Below are 21,700 nucleotides of genomic sequence, written 5' to 3' on the forward strand. Positions count from 1 at the left end.
TCCCGATAGCCGTTACCGGTTTATCACGGGAGGTTGTCGAATTCCCTGATTCTGATGGGAGCGGAATCTACTACCGACGCGAACGTCACCGAACCAGTCCGAATCGGCCTCGTGGGCGCTGGCAACCGCGGTCGGAACCACGCGGCGCGCTACGACCGGATTCCGGGCGCGGAAATCTCAGCGGTCGCCGACGTGGACGAACCGAAGGCCCGAGCGCTCGCCGACGAGTACGGTGCCGAAAGCTACCCGACCCACGCCGAGATGCTCGAATCGGCCGACCTCGACGCGGTGAACGTCTGCGTCCACGCGACCCTCCACGCCGACATCGCGGTGGACGCATTGGAGGCCGGCGCGCACGTCTTCTGCGAGAAGCCGATGGCCGGAAGCTACGCCGACGCCCGCCGGATGGTCGACGCTGGCGACCGGACCGGCAACCGACTCGGGGTCCAGAACCAACTGCTCTACACCACCGAGACCAGAGCGGCCAAGGCGCTCGCTGACGCGGGCGAACTCGGCCAAATCTACCACGGCATCGCGGCCCGGTCGCCGGGATTCTCCTTCTCGGGCGACGGAAATCCCGAGGAGGTCCGACTCGGCGCGCGCCGCCGGGGAACCCCCTACATCGACGGGTACGGCGCTCCGGCCTTCGTCCGCGAGGACTCGGCGGGCGGCGGGGTGGTCCTCGACTTGGGGAGTTACACGATTGGGCAACTCCTCTACCTGATGGACTCGGCCGACGGCGACTCGTCCGCCGGCCCACCGACCGTCGAGCGCGTCCGGGGCCAGACCTTCCAGACCGCCCCCGAGCGCGCCGCCGAGGCCGAAAATCCGGAGTACGCCGACCGAATCGAGGAGTCCGGATACGACGTAGAGGACGTGGCGACGGCGTTCGTCACCTTCGATGACGGGTCGGTCCTCTCGGTCAAGACCAGTTGGTCGCGCTACCTCGACGACGAGTCGAGCGCCGTGGTCGGCACCGCCGGAGGAGTCCGCCTCGACCCCTTCGAGTTCTTCTCGACGGCGGGCGACGTGGAGATGCGCGCCAGCGCCGACTTGGAGGAGTACCTGTTTCGCCAGCAGTACCTCGACGGCGAGCGCGGCCGGCAGGCGTTCAAAGCCGGCATCTGGGCCGACCCGCTCTATCACTGGGTCGAGGGCCTGCTGGGTCGCGCCAATCCCCTACCGACCGCCGACCTCGCGCTGGAGTCGATGGCAGTCATCGAGGGAATCTATCGCTCGGCCGAACTGGGCCGAGAGGTCGCGCGCGAGGAGATAACCTCGGACGAGACCGAATAAACGAGGTTGAACGCCCCGCAAGTTCGGCAGTAGCTTAATGTCGTCGGGTTCTGATAAGACGGTATGGAATGGCGTGACGCCGAACGGGCGTACGAAGACGAGGTGGTCGGTCGGTCCACGATACCGCGACTGTTCGAGGAGAGCGCGGCCCGCCACGAGAACCGGCCGGCCCAGCAGTACAAGGGCGGCGTCTACGACCGGTCGCTCGCGGGGTCGGCGTTCGTCCCGGCGGCCGACGGCCAGTTTCGGGCGCTGTCGTACACCGAGATGCGCGACATCGTTCGGTCGCTTTCGGCCGGGTTCCGCGAGTTGGGCGTCGAGGCCGACGACCGCGTGGGTATCTTCGCCGACACCCGGATGGAGTGGGCGCAGGCGGACTTCGGCCTGCTGTCAGCGGGCGCGGTCGTAACGACGGTCTACCGCGGGTCGTCGCCGAATCAGGTCGAGTATCTGCTGGGCGACCCCGACGCCGACGGCGTGGTGGTGGAGAGCGCCGAACTGCTCGATAGGGTGGTGTCGGTACAGGACTCGCTCGACCTCGAATTCGCGGTCGTGATGGACGAACTCGGCGGAGAAGGCGAGGCGACTGCCGCCGACGCCGACTTCGAGGTCCTGACGCTCGGCGAACTCTACGAGCGCGGGAGCGAGGCCTTCGACCGCGAGGCGTACGAGTCGTGGCTCGACGCCCGCGACCCGGAGGACTTGGCGACGCTCATCTACACCTCGGGCACCACCGGGCAACCCAAGGGCGTCAGACTGACACACTGGAACTTCCGGTCGAACGTCAACCAGTGCTACAAGCGGTTCGGTCCTCGGCCCGACAAGGGCGACCTGCCGACCATCAGCGAGGAGTCCAGCACCGTCTCGTTCCTCCCCCTCGCCCACGTCTTCGAGCGCCTCGCGGGCCACTTCCTGATGTTCGCGGCCGGTGCGACCGTGGCCTACGCCGAAAATCCCGAGACGATTCAGGAGGACTTCCAGCAGGTCCAACCGACGACGGGAACCAGCGTGCCGCGAGTCTACGAACGGATGTACGACGCCATCCGCGAGCAGGCCGAGTCGTCGCCGGTCTCCGAACGCCTGTTCGAGTGGGCCACCGAGGTCGGCCGGGAGTACTTCGAGGCCGAGAGTCCGGGGGCGGCGCTCCGGGCCAAGCGCGCCGTCGCCGACAAACTCGTCTTCCGGAAGGTCCGCGACGGACTCGGGGGCAACATCGACTTCTTCATCTCGGGCGGCGGGAGCCTCTCGGCCGACCTCTGTGCGCTCTATCACGGGATGGGCCTGCCGATTCTGGAGGGCTACGGCCTGACCGAAACCTCGCCCGTCATCTCGGTCAATCCGCCCGAGGAGCCGAAAGTCGGCACCATCGGCCCGCCGGTCACGGACGCCGAGGTCAGAGTCGATAGCTCGACCGTCTCGCAGGAAATCTTCGACGACACCGAGGGCGAAGTCGGCGAACTCCTCGTGCGGGGACCCCAAGTGACCGACGGCTACTGGGAGATGCCCGACGAGACCGAACAGGCGTTCACCGAGGAGGACGGCAAGCGGTGGTTCCGGACCGGCGACATCGTGGAACTCCGGCCCGACGGCTACATCGCGTTCGAGGAGCGCGCCAAGGAGTTGTTGGTCCTCTCGACCGGGAAGAACGTCGCGCCCGGACCCATCGAGGACGCCTTCGCCGCCAGCAACCTTGTCGAGCAGGTCGTCGTGGTCGGCGATGGCCACAAGTTTGTCTCGGCGCTCGTGGTCCCGAACTTCGAGGAAGTCCGCAAGCGCGCCGACCGGGAGGGCATCGACCTGCCCGACGGTAATCGGGAACTCACCAACCACGAGACGGTCCGGGAGTGGATGGACGAGGAAGTCGCGGAAGTCAACCAGCGATTCGAGTCCCACGAGAAAATCAAGCAGTTCCGGGTTGTCGGCGAGAAGTTCACCGAGGACAACAATTTGCTTACTCCGACGATGAAAAAGAAGCGTCGGAACATTCTCGACCGATTCGCCGACCAGATAGACGAGATTTACGAGCGGGAGTACGAGACCGCGTAGTCGGTCGGCCACCGGCGCTAATTTCGGGCGACTAGATTCTCCACGAGACTGTCGATTTCGGCCTGCACGGCTTCCAACTCGGGAATCGTCTGCTTGTTGTAGGCCCGTTTCGAGGTGTCGGTGTGTTCGGGGACGATTTCGTGGGCCTGCATCGAGAGGTCGGCGAGTCGGCGCTGGCGTTCCGACTCCTCCCATTCGGGGAGTTCGAGGCGCGAGACCACCGTCTTCGAGAGGCTGGCTTTCCCCTCGGAGGCCACGCCGTCGAGCGACCGCTGGTAGACCGCCGAGTTCAGCAGGGCGCAGAGGAAGTGGGCCTCGGCCTCCGAGTCGGTGCCGACGAACATGCAGTGGTCGCCGGGGACGACCTGTTTCTCGCCCAAATCGTCGTCCTCGACGGTCGAGACGACCGCGAAGTGAGGCTTGAACCCGAGTCGGCACCACACCACCTTGTAGTCGCGCCACGTGTACTCGCCGAGACCGAAGACGTTGTAGAACGGTCCCTTGTCGAGCCACGACGACGACCGGTCTTCGAGGGCCTCGCGGTGGTTTTCGAGGTACTGGTAGGTTTTCGGGTACTGATTCTGCAACTCCCGTTCGTTGTCGTCGTTTGCCTTCCGGAGGGGCACCAGTCTGCGGTCGTGACCGAACAGGCCGTACTTGACGATGTGGCGCGACTTGAGGTAGGGAAAAATCAGGTCGTCTTCGAGGTCGGCCACCTCGTCGCGGGCAATCGAGAACACGTCTTGGGCGTCGTCTTTCACGCCGTGGCGAATCTCGTGGGCGCACTCCCCGAGAGCGGCGCGTTCGGCGTCCTCGCGTATCCACGCCGAGGAGCCATCGTCGCTGTCCACCGGGACCACGCCGACCGCCTCGGTGGCGAGGGTGTCGCGCATGGCCTCGGCGGTGGCGAAGTCGGCGGTGTCTCCTCGGGTGGTCCACGACATTGCATCGACCGGAAAGGAGTTCTCGGCGTCGGCCCGGAGCGCGTAAATCGCGGCGTTCGCGCCGACCTGCTCGCCGAAGGGCCGGAGGTGATTGAAGTCGTGAATCGTCTCGAGGGCGAGCGACCGGTCGCCGACTTCGAGCGTCCGGAGGAGTTTCCCTGCGGGACCCTTGGTCACGTCGCGCTTGAGGACGAAACTCGCTTTGCCCTCCTCGGTCAGGTAGCGGTCGATGCAGACCCAGACGAAGGGCAGGGAGATGTCGTCGTTGGCGTGGCCGAGTCGGGAGTCCAATCCCTCGTGGGGGAGGAGGTTCATGTCGTCGTCCTCGGCGTAGGTCTCGCGCCACCGGGATTTGACGGTCTCCGAGAGGCGACTCCACGGAATCCACGGCGGGTTCCCGACGAGGTAGTCGGCGGTCGGGTCGAAGGTCCCGCCCGCGAAGGAGATGGGGTCGTCGTGGGCCAGTCCGAGCGCGTCGGTGAGAAACACCGGGAGTTCCACGCGGTCGATGTCGGCGGCTTCGAGGGCGGGAGCCAGCGACAGCAGGTAGTTCAGTTTCGCGCTCTTGACCGCGACCGGGTTGAGGTCGATGCCGACCACCGAATCGGTGATTGCGTCCACGATTTGGGCGGCCGAGCGGTCGCCCCGCATCGCGGCGATTTTTCGGTCGATGCAGACCGAGAGGAACACCCCCGACCCGCATCCGGGGTCGAGGAAGGTGGCTCGCTCGGGGCGGGCAACGTCAAGGGCGTCCACCGCGAGTTCGGCGACGCCGCGAGGAGTGTAGTACTCGCCGAGGGCCAGTCGGAGTTCGCGCGAGACGACGCTCTCGTAGAGAGTCCGGAGGAAATCGGTGCCTGCTGTCCGGAGGTCGGCCGCGGTGAGTTCGTCGGGGAGCGGGTCGGCGAGGTCTGCTGTATCGGCCACCCGAGCGTGCAACTCCCGAAAGCCGAACCGCAGGGCGTCGGTGTTCGCGTTGGTCTCCCGGTTGGCGAGCGCGAAATCGAACTCGCGTTCGGCGAACGCGACGAGTCGGTCCACGACGAAATCGTAGTAGAGCGCGTCCACGAACAGCAGATTCCGCGGATTTTCGGCGTCCACGTCGGCGAGAACCTCGCCGTGGCTTGTCTCGAAGAACCGCTCCCACTCGTCGCGGACCGCCCCGAATCGCGCGTCGGCCGCCAGCAGGTCGCGCGCAGTCTCTGTGTAGGCCTCGTAGGTCGCGCTCCCGCGGCCCAACTCCTCGAAGGCGTCGTTCTCGTCGAAGACGCGGCGCTCGTCGCGCTGACGCCCGAAATTCCCGCGGTCGCTCATGCTGGCTGTAACGGTGGGTCGGTCGGGTTATTTAAGTGCCGGTTCGGTCCTTCAGCATAAATCCACGCAAACCCTGTTCTCCGGACGGTACCGACCAGTTTAAACCCCCATCTCCACTTTACACCGATAGGAGGTTACACAGAGTGGCAGCCGGAAGTGGCGCAAGTCTCGTCCCGATAGTCGCCGCAATCATTGGCCTCGGTGTCGGAGCGCAGGTCTTAGCCGACCGCTTTCAAGTGCCCAGCGTGCTGTTTCTCATCTTCGCTGGTATCCTCGTCGGTCCAGAGGGGTTACAGGTCATCACCGCGGAGTCGTTCGGTGGCGCGCTGTCGGCCATCGTCGGCCTCTCGGTCGCCATCATCGTCTTCGAGGGCGCGTTTCACCTCACCATCGAGAAGTTGCGCGAGGCCCCCTCGGCGACGATCAAGCTCATCACCTTAGGTGCCGTCATCGCGCTGGTCGGGACCGCAGTCGTGGTCCGGTTCGCGCTGAACCAGCCGTGGGACGTGTCGATGCTCGTCGGGTCGCTACTGGTTGCGACCGGTCCGACGGTCATCACGCCGATTCTGGAGGTCGTCCCGGTCCGAGACCGGGTGGCCATCGCGCTCGAAACCGAGGGCGTCGTCAACGACGTGACCGCCGCGATTCTGGCGGTCGTGACGTTCGAGGTCGTCGTCCTCGAAGACCCGACGGTCAACAAGGTCATCACCGACTTCGCCCGGCGACTCGGCATCGGCGTCTTCGTCGGCATCGTGGTCGCTGGGGTCGTCTGGTACCTGTTGCGGTACGTGGACCTTTCGCCGGCCAACGCGCCACAGAACGCCCGCCTCATCACGCTCGCCGGGGCACTCGTTGCGTTCGGCGGTGCGAACACGCTGGCCACCGAGGCCGGCATCGCGGCGGTTGCGACCTCGGGCATTCTTCTCGGAAACGCGGACCTGCCCTACAAGGACGACATCGAGGCGTTCAAGGGCGACATCACCCTGCTGGTGCTGTCGTTCGTCTTCATCGCGCTGGCGGCGCTGTTGGAGTTCGAGGACCTGCTGGCGCTCGGCCTCGGCGGTCTGGCAGTCGTGGTCGCCGTCGCGGTCCTCATCCGACCGGTGGGCGTCCTGCTCTCGACGACCGGCGACCGCTACACCGTCGGCGAGCGATTCTTCATGAGCGCGGTCGGTCCGCGGGGTATCATCCCCGCGTCGGTCGCCACCCTGTTCGCGGTCCAACTGCAGAACGCCGGAATGAACGCCGCCGCGAACGTACTGGTCGGGACCGTCTTCCTCGTCATCCTCGCAACCGTGGTGTTCGAGGGCGGATTCGCCCGACACATCGCCGAATATCTGGACGTGATACCAATGCGTGTACTCGTAATCGGAGGCGGGAAGGTGGGCCGTGCGCTCGCCGAACGCCTCGAAGACCGTGGTGAGAACGTGGTCATCATCGAGAAGACCACCGAGATGGTAGAGCTAGCCCGCAACGAGGGCTTCACTGTTCACAAAGGCGACGGGACCGATACCGAGGTCCTGCGAAAAGCCGGCGCTGACAACGCCAAAATCGTCGTGGCCGCGACCGGCGACGACGACGCCAACCTGCTTGTCTCGCAACTCGCCGACTCGAAGTTCGACGCCGAGACCATCATCGCACGGGCCAACAACCCCGACAACGTGGACGCCTTCGAGGACCTCGGCGTTCGGACTATCTCCTCGTCGATGGCGACGGCGTGGGCCATCGACAACGTTATCGAACGCCCGGCGCTCTCGAACTGGATGACCGAACTCGGCCGGTCCGGCGACGTGCAGGAAATCGAGGTCACGGCCGAGGACCTCGTGGGCAAGACCATCGAGGAGTTAGACACCGAACTCCCGAACGGCGTCCTCATCGCGCTGGTCGGCCGGGACGGCGACACCGAGGTCCCCGAGGAGGACTTCACCCTCCAGCACGGCGACCACATCACCTTCCTCGGCCGGAAGGAGGCCGTCCGGCAGGCCATCAGTCGGTGCCACCCGCGGGCCTGACGACGGGGACTCCTCGGACCCGCCGGGTCGGTTGAACCGAAACCACTTCGTGGACCTTTTTAAAGCCCGTGTACAGCCCCGGTCCACGAAGCACGGGTGCCGAGCGACCGCAGGAGAAAACTTTATTGAGTCTGTGGGCGGATTTTCACCCCCTGTCACAGAACCCAGAAAACCCACATCGGGATTGAAACGCGAGAGGCCGAGACAGATACCGAACCCCCATGTCACAGAACCCAGAAAACCCACATCGGGATTGAAACGTGTGACGCGGTGGGTCGGAAGGTTGGCCTTCGGGTTGTCGCAGAACCCAGAAAACCCACATCGGGATTGAAACTCTCCGGCCTCGACGGCACGCTCCACGTCATCGAGGCGGTGTCGCAGAACCCAGAAAACCCACATCGGGATTGAAACGACCTAATCAACTCCCAATCCCCGGATTGACCGTTGTCGCAGAACCCAGAAAACCCACATCGGGATTGAAACTCCGGCCAGATAACCGTCGGGAGTGGGCCGACAAGTATGTCGCAGAACCCAGAAAACCCACATCGGGATTGAAACGAAAACAATCGAAGCGGTAGACATGACGCCCGACGGCGGTCGCAGAACCCAGAAAACCCACATCGGGATTGAAACCAATGACCGGGACTCCACGAGTAGCCGGGCGGACAGTCGCCCTGCTGTGTCGCAGAACCCAGAAAACCCACATCGGGATTGAAACTTGTCCGGGTCCTCGGTGTCGCCCCGGCCGAACGAGAGTCGCAGAACCCAGAAAACCCACACCGGAATTGAAACAAAAACCGCAACCGCACCGGTCTTGCTCTATCGCTCGAAGGTAATCGCCGCACCCTGTCCGAAACCGACGCAGAGCGTGGCGAGGCCCTTCTCGGCGTCGCGCTTCTGCATCTCGTTGACCAGCGTGACGGGGAGTCGAGCGCCGGAGGCCCCGAGCGGGTGGCCGATGGCGATTGCACCGCCGTTGACGTTGAACTTCTCGTCCGGGACGCCGAGTTCGTTCTTGGCGTAGACGGTCTGGCTTGCGAACGCCTCGTTGAGTTCCACGAGGTCGAACTCCTCAATGGACTCGCCGGTGCGTTCGAGCAGGCCCTCGGTCGCCGGAACCGGACCGATACCCATCACGCTCGGGTCCACTCCGGCGACGTTGTTGTCGCCGACTTCGGCCATGATGTCGAGGCCGTGGTCCTCGGCGAACGCCTTGCTCGTGACCAGCGTGGCGGCCGCGCCGTCTGCGATGCCGCTGGAGTTACCCGCTGTGACCGTCCCGTCGCCGACGAACACCGAGGGGAGGCCCGCGAGGGTCTCTACGTCGGTACCGGGCCGGATGCCCTCGTCCGTCTCCACGACGCCCTCGTCGGTCTCGATGGGGACGATTTCGTCGTCGAAGCGCCCCGACTCGGTAGCCTCGGCGGCGCGGTGGTGACTCCGCGCGGCGTACTCGTCTTGGGCCTCCCTGCTGACTTCGTACTCCTCGGCGACCTTCTCGGCGGTCATCCCCATCTGGAGGCCGGGGAGGTTGTACTCCTCGGACATCCGCGGGTGGATGGACCGGCCCTGATAGCCGCCGCCCATCGGCACGCGGGACATGTTCTCGACGCCGCCCGCGATGATGACGTCTCGCTGGCCCGCCCGGATGGCGTCACTCGCGCTGATGACCGCCTGCATCGAGGAGGCACACCACCGGTTAATCGAAGCGGCGGGGACCTCCTCGCCGAGGTCCGACAGCAGAGCGATGACGCGCGCCACGTTGTTGTCCTGCTCGTCGCGCTGTTGTGCGACGCCCCACATCAGGTCGTCCACGTGGTTGCCGGTGAGACCCGTCTCGTCCAAGATGGTGTCGATGAGCGGAATCGAGAGGTCCTCGCTTCGGGTATCGGCGAACGCGCCGTCCTGCTTGCCCTGCGGCGTTCGGATGGCCTTAGCGATGACTGGAGTGGTGTCGTCTCCCATGCTCACTTGTCGTGCCTCTACGCTCTTAAATGACGGTAGAACTCGCGTCCCGTGGCGGGGAGTTTCCGTGAAGAATATCTACGTAATTCTTTAAGCAGTTTCGTTATTTTCTTCGTATTTGTTTTTATTTCTCTCTGCCAGTCGGTAGACGAGTCGTGTATCGGCTTGGCGGTCCGGTCGAGACGGACAAGTCGATGAACCGAGAGAGGAGAGAGGTGAGTCTGCTGGCAGGGAACGAACGCGGGTGTCGAGTGGAAGCTAGCTACTGCCGAAGCCGAGGCGTTTACCGCAACTGCACCGCTACCGCGAACCTCACACCTCCCCAACCTCGTCGGCCGCGCAGGGCGGCCGACTCCCTCGCGCGGCGCGACGCACGAGAGCGTCGCGCCATCACACGCCGAACAGCGGCTTCGACAGTAGCGCACCCGTCAACGGTGGACTGAAACGGCGAGCGCCCGAAGACGAACCCTCGTCCGAGAAAATGAACGCACCCATCCTCGACTCTCCGATGCACCGCGTATCGACGCGTTGGTCCAGAAACTATTTGTCCGAACCCACAGCAATAGTTCCATAATGATTTCCGCCGCCCGCGTCGCCCGCAGACCGACTCACCTCCATCGCTCGCCGACTCATGGCATCGAAAACTGAAACCGAGACCTCTCGGCCGACCGCCGACGCCCGCGAGACCCTGACCGGTTACGCCTCACGGACCCAGTTGGTCGTCCTCGGGGTCACGCTGGTCGCGCTGGTGGCCCGGTTCGTCCAACTCGGCCACCGGGTCGCCCACCAAGACGAGGCCCGCGTCGCCTACTGGGCGTACCGCTTCATGGAGAACGGAGTCTACGAGTACCGACCCATCGTTCACGGTCCCTTCCTGACTATCGTGGATGGCCACCTGTTCGGCCTGTTCGGGGCCTCGGACTTCACGATGCGCCTCGTCGTCGCGCTCATCGGCGGCCTGCTTCCCCTGTCCGCCCTGCTGTTCCGCCAGCGACTGCGAGATTCGGAGGTCGTCACGATGGCGCTCCTGCTGGCGTTCAACCCAGTCCTGCTCTACTACTCGCGGTTCTACCGCAACGACATCCTGCTGGCGGGCCTGATGCTGGTCGCGTTCGGCCTGTTCGTCCGGGCCTACGACAGCGAGCGCCCGGCCTACCTCTACGCCGGGACAGCAATTTTCGCGCTGGCCTTCACTACGAAGGAGAACGCGCTGGTCTACCCGGTCTGTTGGCTCGGGGCCGCGGCCCTGCTGTGGGACCACCGGCTGTTCGTCCAGCGAGCGGGCGAGCGGGGCCTGCTGGCCGTCGCGTGGGAGCGCGTTCGGACGACTGCCGTCGGCGCGTGGCGATGGGCCGAACACCTCTCGGCGTCGGTGTTCCTCTTTTTCGCCATCGTGGTGTTCTTCTACGCGCCCCGGAACACCGACCGCCTGCCCGGCAACGACACGCCCGGCCTCTACGAGGCGCTGGGCGACCCGACCCTGCTCCCGGCAGTCGCCCACGAAGCCACCTTCGGTTCGTGGGACAAGTTCCTCGGCCAGTGGGGAAGCGGCAACGAGAGTTCGTACCTCTCGACGCTGGAATCGCTCTGGCCGGTGTTCGAGTCGGGCGCAATCGTCCTGCTCGCGTTCGCCGTCCTCGGGTTCGTCGTGGACCGCTACACCGACGAGCGACCCCGCGACGCCGTGGCGTTCGCGGCCTACTGGGGCTTCGCCAGCTTCCTCGGCTACCCCGTCATCGTGGACAACCCCTTCCCGTGGGAGGTCATCCACGTCATCGTCCCGCTCGTGGTTCCGGCGGCGGTCGGCCTCGCGCTGGTGGCCCGCCTCGGCCTCGAAAGCATCTCGGAGGGTGATGCCATCTCTGCCACCGCCGCCATGCTGGTCCTACTGGTCGTGGTCGGGCAGGTCGGTGCGACCGCGGTCGGAACTTCCTACCTCAACTCCCAGAGCGACGATAACGAGTTGGTCCAGTACGCCCAGTCGTCCTCGGAGATGAAGCCCCTGCTGGGCGAGGTCCGGGAGGTGGTCGAATCGAACGACGGCACCGACGTACTGTACTACGGTGACGACCCCAACTTCGACGGCGACAACCTCTACGCCGCGGACTCGTCGTCGCACGCGGCACCGCCGGCCGGGAATGGCTGGTTCGCCAGACTCCCGTTCGCGTGGTACATGGAGACCTTCGGCGCTGAGACGAACAGCGTGAAGCAGGCCGAAAAATTACAGGGCGGTGACAAGCCGCCGGTCGTCATCGCGCTCGGCGACGCCAACTCCTGTTCGAAGGACTACGACAACGCCGAGGACATAGACGAGTACATGGCCGGTTACGAGCGCCACGAGGTCCAGCGATACCTCCACGACAGCGGGTGCGTCATCAGTAGCGCGGTCGTCTACGTGGACGAGAACGCGACGACGGAGTAGACCGCGGTCCTCGAATTTCGGCGTCTCGAACCCCGAAACCCGGAACGTCGGGAGTCACGACGCCTTCGACGCGCTTAAGCACCTTTGGCGTCAAAACTCCGGGGAATGAGCGACGCGGCACTGGACGTCGTCGAGTTTCTGCTCACCGCGAGCCTCTACAACGACAACCGAGAACTAGACGAGAACGACCTTCCCCCGCGCTACCGACAGGTGTTCTGGCCCGACGGAACCGGCGAGTCGTCGGCCCCGGACCGGCCCGGAAGCGACGAGTCGCCGCTGGGAATCGAACGACCGATTCGGCCGACCATCGAGACCACGCGCCGAGCGACCGGGGTCGAGAACCCGTGGAGCGCCATCTCGGGGCTAATGTTCTCCGACCGCGACGAGTTCTCCGGCGCGCTGGAACTCACCCAAGCGGACATGGCCGAGGAGTGGTTTCTCGAACGCGGTGAACAGCGCGTCATCCACAATCCCGTGCTGGCCTACGCCTACGAGGACGAGGTAGATGGCGCGGACTACGAGTCAGCCAGAAACGCCAACCGGCCGGTGCAGGCCGACCGAGCGTGGATAGACGGCCTCCTCTCGGAGTACTTCGCCGACGAGGAGGAAGAGGAGATGCTGGACCTCGTGGACATCCGAGCGCCCGAGGAAATCGAGACCACGCTGGACGACCTCGTGCTGACCGACGACCAAGAGGCCGAGATTCACAAAATCGTCAAGGCCATCGAACACCGGGAGTATCTGGCTCAAATCGGCCTGCGGGAAATCGGGAAACTCCTGTTCGTCGGCCCGCCGGGGACCGGCAAGACTTCGACCGCTCGGGCGCTGGCCTACGACCTCGATTTGCCGTTCGTGGAGGTCAAACTCTCGATGATTACCAGCCAGTACCTCGGCGAGACCGCCAAGAACGTCGAGAAGGTCTTCGAGGTGGCGAAACGGCTCTCGCCCTGCATCCTGTTCATGGACGAGTTCGACTTCGTGGCCAAGACCCGCGCCAGCGACGAACACGCCGCCATCAAGCGCGCGGTCAACACCCTGCTGAAGTCCATCGACAACATCAGTCTGATTCAGGACGACGTTCTCCTCATCGGGGCCACGAACCACCCCGACCAACTCGACGCCGCGGCGTGGCGGCGATTCGACGAAATCGTCAACTTCCCCAAGCCGGACGTACAGATGCGCTCGGACATCCTGCGACTCATCACCCGGCCGATGGACATCGTGGACTTCAATCCCGACGAGTTGGCCGAGGAGACCGAGGGCCTGACCGGGAGCGACCTCCGGATGGTCCTCCGCGAGGCCGTCCTCGACGCCCTGACCGAGGAGCGCACCGCCCTCACTCAGGAGGACTTCGTGGAAGCAATCAAGGACTTCGAGGAGCGCGACCACCTCAAGGACATGGACATGATAGAGGGCGACCACGACGCGCTGGTGGCCGGCGGGGACATTTCGGGGTCGAGCGGTGCGAGTGCCGACGGCGGGCATTCGCACGACCACTAAGGAGTCTCTTTCCCCGACGCTTCTCTCCTGCCTTCTTGTGACGGCCACAGCTTTCAGCTGACTGTAACTACCCCATCCTGGTTCGGACGAGGACTGCCGAACGGGCTTGCGTCTTTCACTTTTGGCATATAGTCCCTCGGACATAGAAATATAACCGAAAAAGAATTGAAATTGTTTCTTCGGGACGCGAGACCCGCGCTACTGCACGTCGGAACTCGACGCCTTCGAGAGCATGTAGACAGCGATATTCCTGAGAACGAGAAACGTGACCAGCACCGTCAGCCCTATAAAGAAATCATTCACCAGAGTGTAGCCGTAACTAACCTGTTGTCGTACCGCAAGCGACTAGCGTTGTATCCACAGAGACGCCGACACGACTGTCGCCGAGGAGTGCGACCTTAACGTTTTTCGTGTTGCAATCGAAGTTGTCGCGGTCATCAATGATCGTGAGGTTTGAGATAGTAGTTGCCTCCTCGTAGAGACGGATATTCGTTCGATAGCTATTCGGTTCGCGTACGTCGATGAGAACGACAGTGTTTGGAGGCAACCGGACAGTTCGATTGACTACTGTTGTGTCCGGTGTCCGAACGACGACTGCGATAGTCCGATTAGTCGATGCATTATTCCAGATTATATATTTGTGGGCTGAGTCGCCATATTTCGCTGTCGAGCCACCGACTGAAATCGTCGCTACCGAGCGGTTCAGCGGGGGTTGCCACTTGAACTCGGAGACTGGCTTTTTCTCTGCAAGCGTTACTTCCGGTATCGATTTATTGGTATTCGTCTGGGTCGGTGAAGACGTGGATGCTGAGGTCGGTCTCTCTGTTAGAGTCGGGGATGACGTGACCGACGTAGTTTCCGACGGGGAAACCGTCGTCAAATTGGGCGTATTCTGGAAGGCGGTACAGCCAGTCACGAGAAGTATTATAGCAAGTGCAATTACTGTGCGTCTCATACTGAAACCATTAGTTTTCTTGATCTATGTTATTAGGGAGGTAAATAGCTACTATGTTTACTAAAGTGTTGAATACTTCTACGAGAAAATATATCCAGTATTGTTATTTATTGAGTATGCAGATGAGCAGATTGTTGCAGTAGTTATGAGCCCGATCGTTGCAATGTATTTATCTCCATCGATAGGGCTCGTTTTTTCCGCATATACTGGACCCCCAGAATCGCCTTGTTCAGCGTAGCAGGTGTATCGAAGGTAACCAGAACCGGAACCACACGATCCCGCTCGACTTCTTTCGTCTTCCTTTATTCTTCCACTCGTTTTGCAAGTTATCACGCCCATTTTGTATATTTCTGTTTCATTCCCAGCTAAGTCAATAACTCCATTTCGGGTTACATGTCCGTTTACTGGCCCCCAGTTTGCGCCTTCGATTTTGTTACTAAATCCACTCACCTCCGTATCAGCTGTTTGATCAACGATCGCCGCGTCAAGTCCACCGTAAAAGTCTACAATCTCACCGACCTTCTGACCGTATTGATATACTTTGGCCCCCGTTCCACAAGTAATATCGCTAAAAATATGAGCGGCTGTTAGTAGATAACTTCCAGTTCCATTTGAACCGAGTACACGATGGGTACTGGTACCGTATTTGGAACTTTCAGGGCCACAAATGACCCCACCCGGAACAGTCTCGTATGTCTGTTGATGACATCCCAATTCTTCTGAAGGTTCGTGTTTTTGAGTCACGACATTTACCCCATCAACTTCCTCTGGTAGGTTGTGAGGAGCTCCCTTATCTTTATTTACGTATATATTTACTTGGAACTCCCGTCGGCCAGAATTAGTCTCTGGTGCAACCCCAATTGCAACATCCTGGACAAAACTACTCCCGGCGAATTTCTGGGCGATTTTCTCACGTATATTCCGAGCTTTGGTAACTTGATTCCACCAGTCTGCTGGAACGCGTTTACGTTCTATGATCTCATTCCCACGTTTAACAGTAGTAATGCGAACAAATTGGTTTGAGACCGTACTTGTGAATGGGATAGTGTTGAGTGTCAGCCCGGTCCCAACTGCTTTTAACGACTCACGCCGCGAAACCGTATTCTTATCCGATATATTTGATATAAAATATACTTAGAATACTAATGGTTTTCTAAATTTTTTATATCATACTACTCGGGCGAGAGAGCTGAGAATATACTACTACGCTACTGCACGTCGGAACTCGACCCCCGAACGCTTCGAGTTCACCAGCGACCCCATCGGGGTTCGGACGAGGAGTAACGAACAGGCTTGCATCCTTCACTTTCCGCGATGTCCCGGACAACTTTGTACCCCAAGCGACTACTCCCGGTAAATGCAGATTACGTTGCTCGGTACCGGGGACACCACCGGGACGCCCACGCCGGACTGCGACTGCGAGACCTGCGAGGAGGCCCGCCGACGCGGCGTCGAGCGCTCGCGGTTCTCGGTCCACGTCCGCAACGACCGGACCGGCGAGGCCCTCCTCGTGGACGCCAGCCCCGACTTCCGCCACCAGTTTCTGACCCACGAGGTCGGACTCCCCGACGAGGCCGTCATCACGCACGTCCACTTCGACCACTTGGACGGCCTCGGCAACGCCTACCGGTTGTTCGACGACCTACCGGTCCACGCCGCCGACGAGACCGACCCCCTGACCGACGAGAGCGTGGCCGACACGATTCGCTCGAAGTACGACTACCTCGACCGGGTGACGGTCAACGACCAGACGCCGCTCGAACCCTTCGAGGTCTGCGGCCTCGAAGTCACCCTCGTGCCGGTCGAACACCCGCCGATGCTCTGCTACGGCGTCGTGGTCGAGGACCCCGAGACCGGCGCGAGACTCGCGCTAACCGGCGACACCAACTACGACGTGCCCGACGAAAGCCGGGAACTCCTCTCGGACGCCGACCTCCTGCTTGCCGACGGCATCGTCCCGGCGGCCCTCTGCGAACACCACCCGCTCGGCGGCGACCACCACGGTCCCGACGGCGTGCCCCGCACCTTCGGCACCAAGCACATGACCCGCGAAGGGGCGCTGGCGCTGGCCGACGAACTCAACGCCGACGAGACTCGCCTCGTCCACGTCGCTCACTACTACCCCGTCGAGGAGGCCTTCGAGGAGCCGCTGGCGGTGGACGGCGAGCAGTACGACCTCTGAAAAAAGAGAAGTACTTATCGACGCCGAGCGATTCCGATACCGAGTCCGAGGGCCAGCGCCGTGAACGCCGCGACCGGTCCGAATCCGGGGACGCCGGTCGAGTCCGCGGGGTCGCCAGTCTCGTCGGTCGATTCAGCGCCGGTCTCGGTCGTCTCGTCGGCTATCGCGCCCTCGGTGGTCGTGGCCTCGTCGTCGGTGGCGGAACTTCCGTCGGCCAGTCCGGTGACGTTCTCCAGCACGTCGTGGCAGGCGCTGAGTCGCGTCTGGTTCTCGTGGAGGCCCGCGCCGCCCTGAATCCGGTAGGTGCCGGTGGCGTTCAGGTCGGTCATGGTCGGGCCGCCGTGTTCGCCCGCCGGGATGCGGGCCGCGTCGTAGACCAGCCACGGGGCGTAGAACTCCCAAACGACCTCGCCCTCGGGCGTGACCTCGGCGACGCGGTGGTTGGCCGAGTCGGTGACCAAGGTGTTCCCGCCCGGCAGTCGGTCGGCGTCACGAGGCCAGTTCAGGTCGCCTCTCAGCGTCCACGTCCTCTGCCAGCCATCGCCGTCAGTCAGGTCGCCGTCGGGATTGGCGTACTCCACGATGCGGTTGTTCTCGCTGTCGCCGACGATGAGCGTCGGCGTCCCGTTGTCGCTTTCGAGGTAGTCGGGGTTGTGCTGTTCCGCGAGGATGCTCTTGTCGCCGTCCTCGCCGAGTTTCATCACGATTTCGTTCGTGGAGCGATTGACGACGATGGCTTGGTCGAAGTTCCGGGGCGAGGCCAGATACAGACCCTCGCCGATTTTGTCCACGTCGTTGACGTGGGTCCAGTCGTCGGTGTAGTTCTCCTCCAGATTCTCGGGATTGTAGTGGTCGTCGAAGCGCCACTCCCACTCGATTTCCTCGGTCGTGCGGTTGTAGACGAAGATGCGGTCGTCGTTGCGGTCGGCGGTGGCGTTGTAGTTTCGCATGTTCGCCACCAGAATCTCGGTGCCGTTGTTGATGAGGTCGGCGTCGTGGGTATCCCCGAGTTCGAAGGTCTTCGACCAGACGCGCTCTTGGGTCTCGGGATTGAACTCGTAGACCAGCGTCCGGTGGTTCTTCAGCGTCGCGGTGACGAAGATGTTCCCGTTGTCCATCGGGTCCACGTCGTAGCCCCAGACGACGCCGTACTTCTCGGCGCTCTGGTGGACCCACCGAATCTCACCGGTCGGGCCGACGCCCACGAGTTTGGCGGGGCGCTTGCCGCCGCCATCGCCGAACTTGAATCCTTGCACGCTGATGACGGTCGTTCCGTTCGCGGGTTGGGTGACGGTTCCCGCGCAGGGGTTCGGCGCGCCGTCTTGGGCAGAGACGTTCGCACCGCTTGCAGGCCCGACTCCGCCGGGCGTGGCGACGACGGGCGTCATCATCGAGAGGCAACACAACAGGGCTACCGTGGCGGCGAGTGGCCGCCGGAAGGACGTTCGCATGGATTCGGGTATCGACGTTGTTCGGTTTTTAGCTACTGGTAGCGAGGCGGCCCCGAACCGACGAGGACCGCGATTCACGCCCGGATGGTTGCAGTTCTGACGTGAATACTTTGTGTCTCCTCGGCGTACTCGGTCGGGATGTCGCCTCCCGACCTCGCCAGCGTCCTCGACGCCGAGTCCGGCCTGACCTGCGTGGTCGGCGCTGGCGGGAAGAAGACGACGCTCTACGCGCTGGCCGACCTGCTCGATGGGCCGGTCGGGTCCGGGCGTCCGGTCGTGACCGCGACGGTCCGCATCCCGATTTTCGACGCCGAGGTCGCAGATGTGGTCGTCACCGACGACCCCGAGACTGCCCTCGCCGCGGCCGACCGCTTTCCAGTGGGTCTGGTCCCTGAGCGCGAGCGAGACGACCGCTACCGGGGCTACGACCCCGAGACGGTCGGTGGCCTCGCAGGGGTCCACGACGGGGCGCTCCTCGTGAAAGCCGACGGTGCGCGCTCCCGGTGGCTCAAGGCCCCGAACGAGCGCGAACCCCAGATTCCGGAAGCGGCGGACACCGTGGTTCCCGTCGCCAGCGCCCGCGTGGTCGGCGAACCGCTCACCGAGGAGCGCGTCCATCGCCCGGACCGAGTGGCCGACATCGCGGGGTGCGACCCCGGCGAGCGAATCGGCCCGGACGACGTGGCCGCGGTCCTCGCCAGCGACCGAGGAGGACTGAAAAACGTCCCCGAATCGGCGACCGCGATTCCGGTCGTGAACATGGTCGATTCCCCGGAGTTGGAGACCGTAGGCCGGGAAATCGCCGGAGAAGTTCTGGCCTGCGCCCCCGATTCGGTCCCCCGCGTCGTGCTGGCCCGGATGGTCGCCGACGACCCCGTGGTCGCAGTCGTGGAGTGAGTCGGGCGTCACTTCTACTGAGAAATCCACCCGGCGCGTGCTGGCGCGGTCTCTTGTGACCGCGCCGAACCGCGCGAGGGACGAGGACCGCAGGCCGAAGGCCGAGGACCACAGGAGGTTGGGGAGGTGTGAGGTCCGCGGTTGCGGTTCGGGGCTGTGCGGTAGACGGCGTTGCTCAAGCCTGAAGCCAGCTTCTCTGCGACTCCAGTTCTGGTAGCCACTCATCCAACTTCAGTTCTACCACCGACTCACCGAACTCCAATTCTTTCAGGAACTCGTCCCACTCTGGCCTCTTCAGGAATTCACTCGATACCAGCGACTCCGAAACACCCCGAAATCAGTCCCCGAGACGCTCCTCGGCCGCCGTGAACTCCTCGGGTGTGTCCACGCTCTCGAAACTCTCGGCGTCGAAGTCAGCGAGGTCCTCCTCGCCGACCGCCACGAAATCCAACTCGAACAGGGGTTCGATGATTTTGCGCTCGCCCGCCAGCAAGGCCTCGTCGCAGGCGTCGGCCATCGGCCCGGCCCGGTAGACGGCATGGGTGGTCTCGAACCACTCGGTGGGCCGCGGGACCGCGGCGTCGTAGCGGTCCGCGGTTCCGGTCTGCGGAGCCTCGTCGTCTGGATTCTTGGCGCATCCGAGGAGGTAGTCCACGAGGCCGGGGTCGAGAAACGGCATGTCGCAGGCCGTGACGAAGGCGTACTCCTCGGTGGTGGCCTCGACTTCGCGGAGGCCGGTCCGGATACCGGCCATCGGTCCCTCGTCGGGGTCGGTATCGACCGCGAACCGGACCGGGCGGTCGTAGCTCGAGAGGACCTCGGCGACCTCCTCGCGCTGGTCGGCCCGGCAGTTGACCACCAACACGTCCACGACCCCTGCGAGGCGGTCGGCGACCCGGCGAAGCATCGGCACGCCCGCGAGGTCGGCGACGGCCTTGTCCGCCTCGCCGAACCGCGTCGAGCGACCGCCCGCGAGGACGACTCCCGCTGGCATGCGCTGGTGTTGGTTTTCCAAGACAAAGAACGCCGGGGTGGGTGGCCCCGTTCGCGCCACCCGAGACACAACTTCTTATTTGTGTAAGAATTGTAATTGTTGCTTCGGTGTCTCACTTCCCGATGCGTGCCAGTCGGGCCTCGCCGGAGGCGGCGTCGATGTGGACGTTGAACGTCTCGCCGTCGGTGGTCTCGGTCCGGACGAGCCACGTGTTGCTCTCCCGATAGGGGTCTTCCGGTATCTCGGCGATTTCGTGGCCCTCGTCGGCCAGCACCTGTCTGGCGCGCTCGATTGCGGTCTCGTCGTCGCGGACCGCCCGGCGCTGGCGCGCGAGGTTGACCGTCAGCACCGGGACCTCAGACTTGCGGACGACCTGTTCGGTCACGCTCCCGAGGACGTAACGGTCCACGCCCGACCGGCCGTGGGTCCCCATGACCACCATGTCCATCTTCTCGTCCTCGGCATAGCCGACGATGGTCTCGGCCGGGGTTCCCTCCTCGATAGTGGTGACCACTTCGAGGCCTCGGTCGCGGGCCTCGTCGGCGATTTCATCGGTTGCCTGCTGGCCCTCCTCCCTGCGGGCGTTTCGGGTCTCCTTCCGACCGGACTCGGATGGCTGGTAGTCCAGCGCCTTCTCGTCTACCACGTAGAGGACGTGAACCGTGGCGTCGGCGAGTTCGGCCACGTTCAGCGCCTGTTCGACTACGGGTGCTTGGTCGGTGCCGTCGGTCGGGACCAGAATCCGGTCGTACATACCCCACCATTCGACGTTGAGACAGAAAAACACCGTTGTCGGTGCCGACTCGCGGTCCCGGAGCGCCGTGGCCCGGACGCCACCGACTCCGACCGCCGACAGCAGTGTCCAACATTTATTATCCCCGGAGAGAGGAAGTATCACAGACGAGACCAACTCAGTTCAATTTCCAGTATTTCGAGACGCTATTCGGCTACGAATAAACCCCAAATATCGAAGACAGCCTTCGATACATCAATCGAACCGAACGTTCGCCGGTTCCCCGTCCGCTCGTCCCCGACCGGCCTCACGACCGACCCGCTTGCCGACAACCCACGCTCACCGAACGATTCATGAGACCGAAATCGCCACTCCACGACCTCGCATCGAACCAGAACCGGGGCGTTAGTTCCGTCATCGGCGTTGTCCTGATGGTTGCCGCCGTCGTCGTCCTCGCGGCGACCGTCGGCGTGTACGTCTTCGGGACGGCCGCCCAAATCGGCGAACCAGCGCCCTCAGCGACGTTCGATACGACCATCGAGACCGTCACGGTCTTCGACGGCGGCCGCATCCACACCGCGATGGCGGTCGTTGTCCACCACGAGGGCGGCGAGACCATCGACGCCGACAACCTGCGAGTCACGGTGAACGGACAGCGAGCGTGGGACATCGGCGGATTCGGCGGCACGCGAGGAGAGACCCTCGACCCCCTCGCCGGCGTGGGAACTGTCGAGGCCGGCAAGTCCTTCCGGGTCGTGCTGTGGGAGAACAACTACGGCGGCTACCCCGTGGCCGACGGCGACCTCGACGTGAGATTCTCCGGCGGGTGTGGAACCGTGTTCATCGACCGCGACGCCTCCGACGACTGCGCGATGGCCGACGACGAACTCGCCGAGGGCGATACCGTCAGGGTCGTCTACGAGTCGTCCGGGTGGGGGATGACCTCGGTCGTCTACGAGGAGACCGTCTGAGGTCGTTTCTCTCTACCG

General features: G+C 63.4%; 15 protein-coding genes and 1 CRISPR repeat array. Of the genes, 9 read left to right on the forward strand and 6 right to left on the reverse strand.

Annotation, left to right across the window (positions count from 1 at the left end; genetic code table 11):
- Positions 1–54: 54 nt before the first annotated feature.
- Together P2T57_RS11230 and P2T57_RS11235 are read left to right on the forward strand one after the other, a co-directional pair.
- Positions 55–1,296 (forward strand): Gfo/Idh/MocA family protein, encoded by a 1,242-nt coding sequence (locus P2T57_RS11230; RefSeq protein WP_276299298.1) that lies wholly within the window; start codon positions 55–57, stop codon positions 1,294–1,296.
- A gap of 63 nt (positions 1,297–1,359) precedes the next feature.
- Entirely contained in the window at positions 1,360–3,342 is a 1,983-nt protein-coding gene (locus tag P2T57_RS11235) for an AMP-dependent synthetase/ligase (RefSeq protein WP_276299299.1), read from the forward strand.
- A 17-nt stretch (positions 3,343–3,359) separates the two neighbouring features.
- On the opposite strand, the gene P2T57_RS11240 is transcribed toward P2T57_RS11235, so the two are convergent.
- Positions 3,360–5,600, reverse strand: coding sequence for an N-6 DNA methylase (locus P2T57_RS11240; protein ID WP_276299300.1), 2,241 nt, complete (start codon positions 5,598–5,600; stop codon positions 3,360–3,362).
- A 143-nt stretch (positions 5,601–5,743) separates the two neighbouring features.
- On the opposite strand from P2T57_RS11240, the gene P2T57_RS11245 reads away from it, so the two are divergent.
- Entirely contained in the window at positions 5,744–7,612 is a 1,869-nt protein-coding gene (locus P2T57_RS11245; RefSeq protein WP_276299301.1) for an NAD-binding protein, read from the forward strand.
- A 153-nt stretch (positions 7,613–7,765) separates the two neighbouring features.
- Positions 7,766–8,404: a CRISPR direct-repeat array (repeat unit 38 nt; unit sequence TGTCGCAGAACCCAGAAAACCCACATCGGGATTGAAAC).
- A gap of 27 nt (positions 8,405–8,431) precedes the next feature.
- Here P2T57_RS11245 and P2T57_RS11250 read toward each other — a convergent pair.
- Positions 8,432–9,577: a thiolase family protein gene (locus P2T57_RS11250; RefSeq protein WP_276299302.1), complete on the reverse strand. Its 1,146-nt coding sequence runs from the start codon at positions 9,575–9,577 to the stop codon at positions 8,432–8,434.
- Positions 9,578–10,208: 631 nt separating this feature from the next.
- Between P2T57_RS11250 and P2T57_RS11255 the strand changes: the two genes are divergently transcribed.
- From P2T57_RS11255 to P2T57_RS11265, 3 genes are all read left to right on the forward strand, one after another.
- Complete coding sequence (locus P2T57_RS11255) at positions 10,209–11,999, forward strand: flippase activity-associated protein Agl23 (RefSeq protein WP_276299303.1); 1,791 nt, start codon at positions 10,209–10,211, stop codon at positions 11,997–11,999.
- A gap of 105 nt (positions 12,000–12,104) precedes the next feature.
- Entirely contained in the window at positions 12,105–13,499 is a 1,395-nt protein-coding gene (locus P2T57_RS11260) for an ATP-binding protein (protein ID WP_276299304.1), read from the forward strand.
- A 719-nt stretch (positions 13,500–14,218) separates the two neighbouring features.
- Positions 14,219–14,518, forward strand: coding sequence for a hypothetical protein (locus P2T57_RS11265; protein ID WP_276299305.1), 300 nt, complete (start codon positions 14,219–14,221; stop codon positions 14,516–14,518).
- A 14-nt stretch (positions 14,519–14,532) separates the two neighbouring features.
- Here P2T57_RS11265 and P2T57_RS11270 read toward each other — a convergent pair whose 3' ends face one another.
- A complete protein-coding gene (locus tag P2T57_RS11270; protein ID WP_276299306.1) occupies positions 14,533–15,198 on the reverse strand; it encodes a chymotrypsin family serine protease in 666 nt (221 codons plus the stop codon).
- Between the two features lie 613 nt (positions 15,199–15,811).
- On the opposite strand from P2T57_RS11270, the gene P2T57_RS11275 reads away from it, so the two are divergent.
- A complete protein-coding gene (locus P2T57_RS11275) occupies positions 15,812–16,636 on the forward strand; it encodes an MBL fold metallo-hydrolase (RefSeq protein WP_276299307.1) in 825 nt (274 codons plus the stop codon).
- A 14-nt stretch (positions 16,637–16,650) separates the two neighbouring features.
- On the opposite strand, the gene P2T57_RS11280 is transcribed toward P2T57_RS11275, so the two are convergent.
- Positions 16,651–18,087, reverse strand: coding sequence for an arylsulfotransferase family protein (locus P2T57_RS11280; RefSeq protein ID WP_276299308.1), 1,437 nt, complete (start codon positions 18,085–18,087; stop codon positions 16,651–16,653).
- Between the two features lie 138 nt (positions 18,088–18,225).
- Here P2T57_RS11280 and yqeC point away from each other — a divergent pair, with 138 nt between their 5' ends.
- On the forward strand, positions 18,226–18,984 hold the full coding sequence (yqeC, locus tag P2T57_RS11285; protein ID WP_276299310.1) for a selenium cofactor biosynthesis protein YqeC: 759 nt from the start codon (positions 18,226–18,228) through the stop codon (positions 18,982–18,984).
- Positions 18,985–19,321: 337 nt separating this feature from the next.
- Here yqeC and P2T57_RS11290 read toward each other — a convergent pair whose 3' ends face one another.
- Both P2T57_RS11290 and P2T57_RS11295 read right to left on the reverse strand, forming a co-directional pair.
- Positions 19,322–19,978 carry a molybdenum cofactor guanylyltransferase gene (locus tag P2T57_RS11290; RefSeq protein ID WP_276299311.1) on the reverse strand — a complete coding sequence of 219 codons (657 nt, stop codon included), beginning with the start codon at positions 19,976–19,978 and terminating at the stop codon, positions 19,322–19,324.
- 112 nt (positions 19,979–20,090) lie between these two features.
- A complete protein-coding gene (locus P2T57_RS11295) occupies positions 20,091–20,732 on the reverse strand; it encodes a universal stress protein (protein ID WP_276299312.1) in 642 nt (213 codons plus the stop codon).
- A 332-nt stretch (positions 20,733–21,064) separates the two neighbouring features.
- Between P2T57_RS11295 and P2T57_RS11300 the strand changes: the two genes are divergently transcribed.
- Complete coding sequence (locus tag P2T57_RS11300; protein ID WP_276299313.1) at positions 21,065–21,682, forward strand: type IV pilin domain-containing protein; 618 nt, start codon at positions 21,065–21,067, stop codon at positions 21,680–21,682.
- Positions 21,683–21,700: the final 18 nt, after the last annotated feature.

The sequence above is a fragment of the Halorussus lipolyticus genome (assembly GCF_029338375.1).
GTDB classification, from domain to species: Archaea; Halobacteriota; Halobacteria; order Halobacteriales; family Haladaptataceae; genus Halorussus; species Halorussus lipolyticus.

Bases quoted from the DNA above. Each gene is read 5' to 3' on its own strand.
- P2T57_RS11230 (WP_276299298.1), top strand. From the start codon at position 55: ATGGGAGCGGAATCTACTACCGACGCGAACGTCACCGAACCAGTCCGA.
- P2T57_RS11235 (WP_276299299.1), top strand. From the start codon at position 1,360: ATGGAATGGCGTGACGCCGAACGGGCGTACGAAGACGAGGTGGTCGGT.
- P2T57_RS11240 (WP_276299300.1), bottom strand. From the start codon at position 5,600: ATGAGCGACCGCGGGAATTTCGGGCGTCAGCGCGACGAGCGCCGCGTC.
- P2T57_RS11250 (WP_276299302.1), bottom strand. From the start codon at position 9,577: ATGGGAGACGACACCACTCCAGTCATCGCTAAGGCCATCCGAACGCCG.
- P2T57_RS11255 (WP_276299303.1), top strand. From the start codon at position 10,209: ATGGCATCGAAAACTGAAACCGAGACCTCTCGGCCGACCGCCGACGCC.
- P2T57_RS11260 (WP_276299304.1), top strand. From the start codon at position 12,105: ATGAGCGACGCGGCACTGGACGTCGTCGAGTTTCTGCTCACCGCGAGC.
- P2T57_RS11275 (WP_276299307.1), top strand. From the start codon at position 15,812: ATGCAGATTACGTTGCTCGGTACCGGGGACACCACCGGGACGCCCACG.
- P2T57_RS11280 (WP_276299308.1), bottom strand. From the start codon at position 18,087: ATGCGAACGTCCTTCCGGCGGCCACTCGCCGCCACGGTAGCCCTGTTG.
- yqeC (WP_276299310.1), top strand. From the start codon at position 18,226: ATGTCGCCTCCCGACCTCGCCAGCGTCCTCGACGCCGAGTCCGGCCTG.
- P2T57_RS11290 (WP_276299311.1), bottom strand. From the start codon at position 19,978: ATGCCAGCGGGAGTCGTCCTCGCGGGCGGTCGCTCGACGCGGTTCGGC.
- P2T57_RS11295 (WP_276299312.1), bottom strand. From the start codon at position 20,732: ATGTACGACCGGATTCTGGTCCCGACCGACGGCACCGACCAAGCACCC.
- P2T57_RS11300 (WP_276299313.1), top strand. From the start codon at position 21,065: ATGAGACCGAAATCGCCACTCCACGACCTCGCATCGAACCAGAACCGG.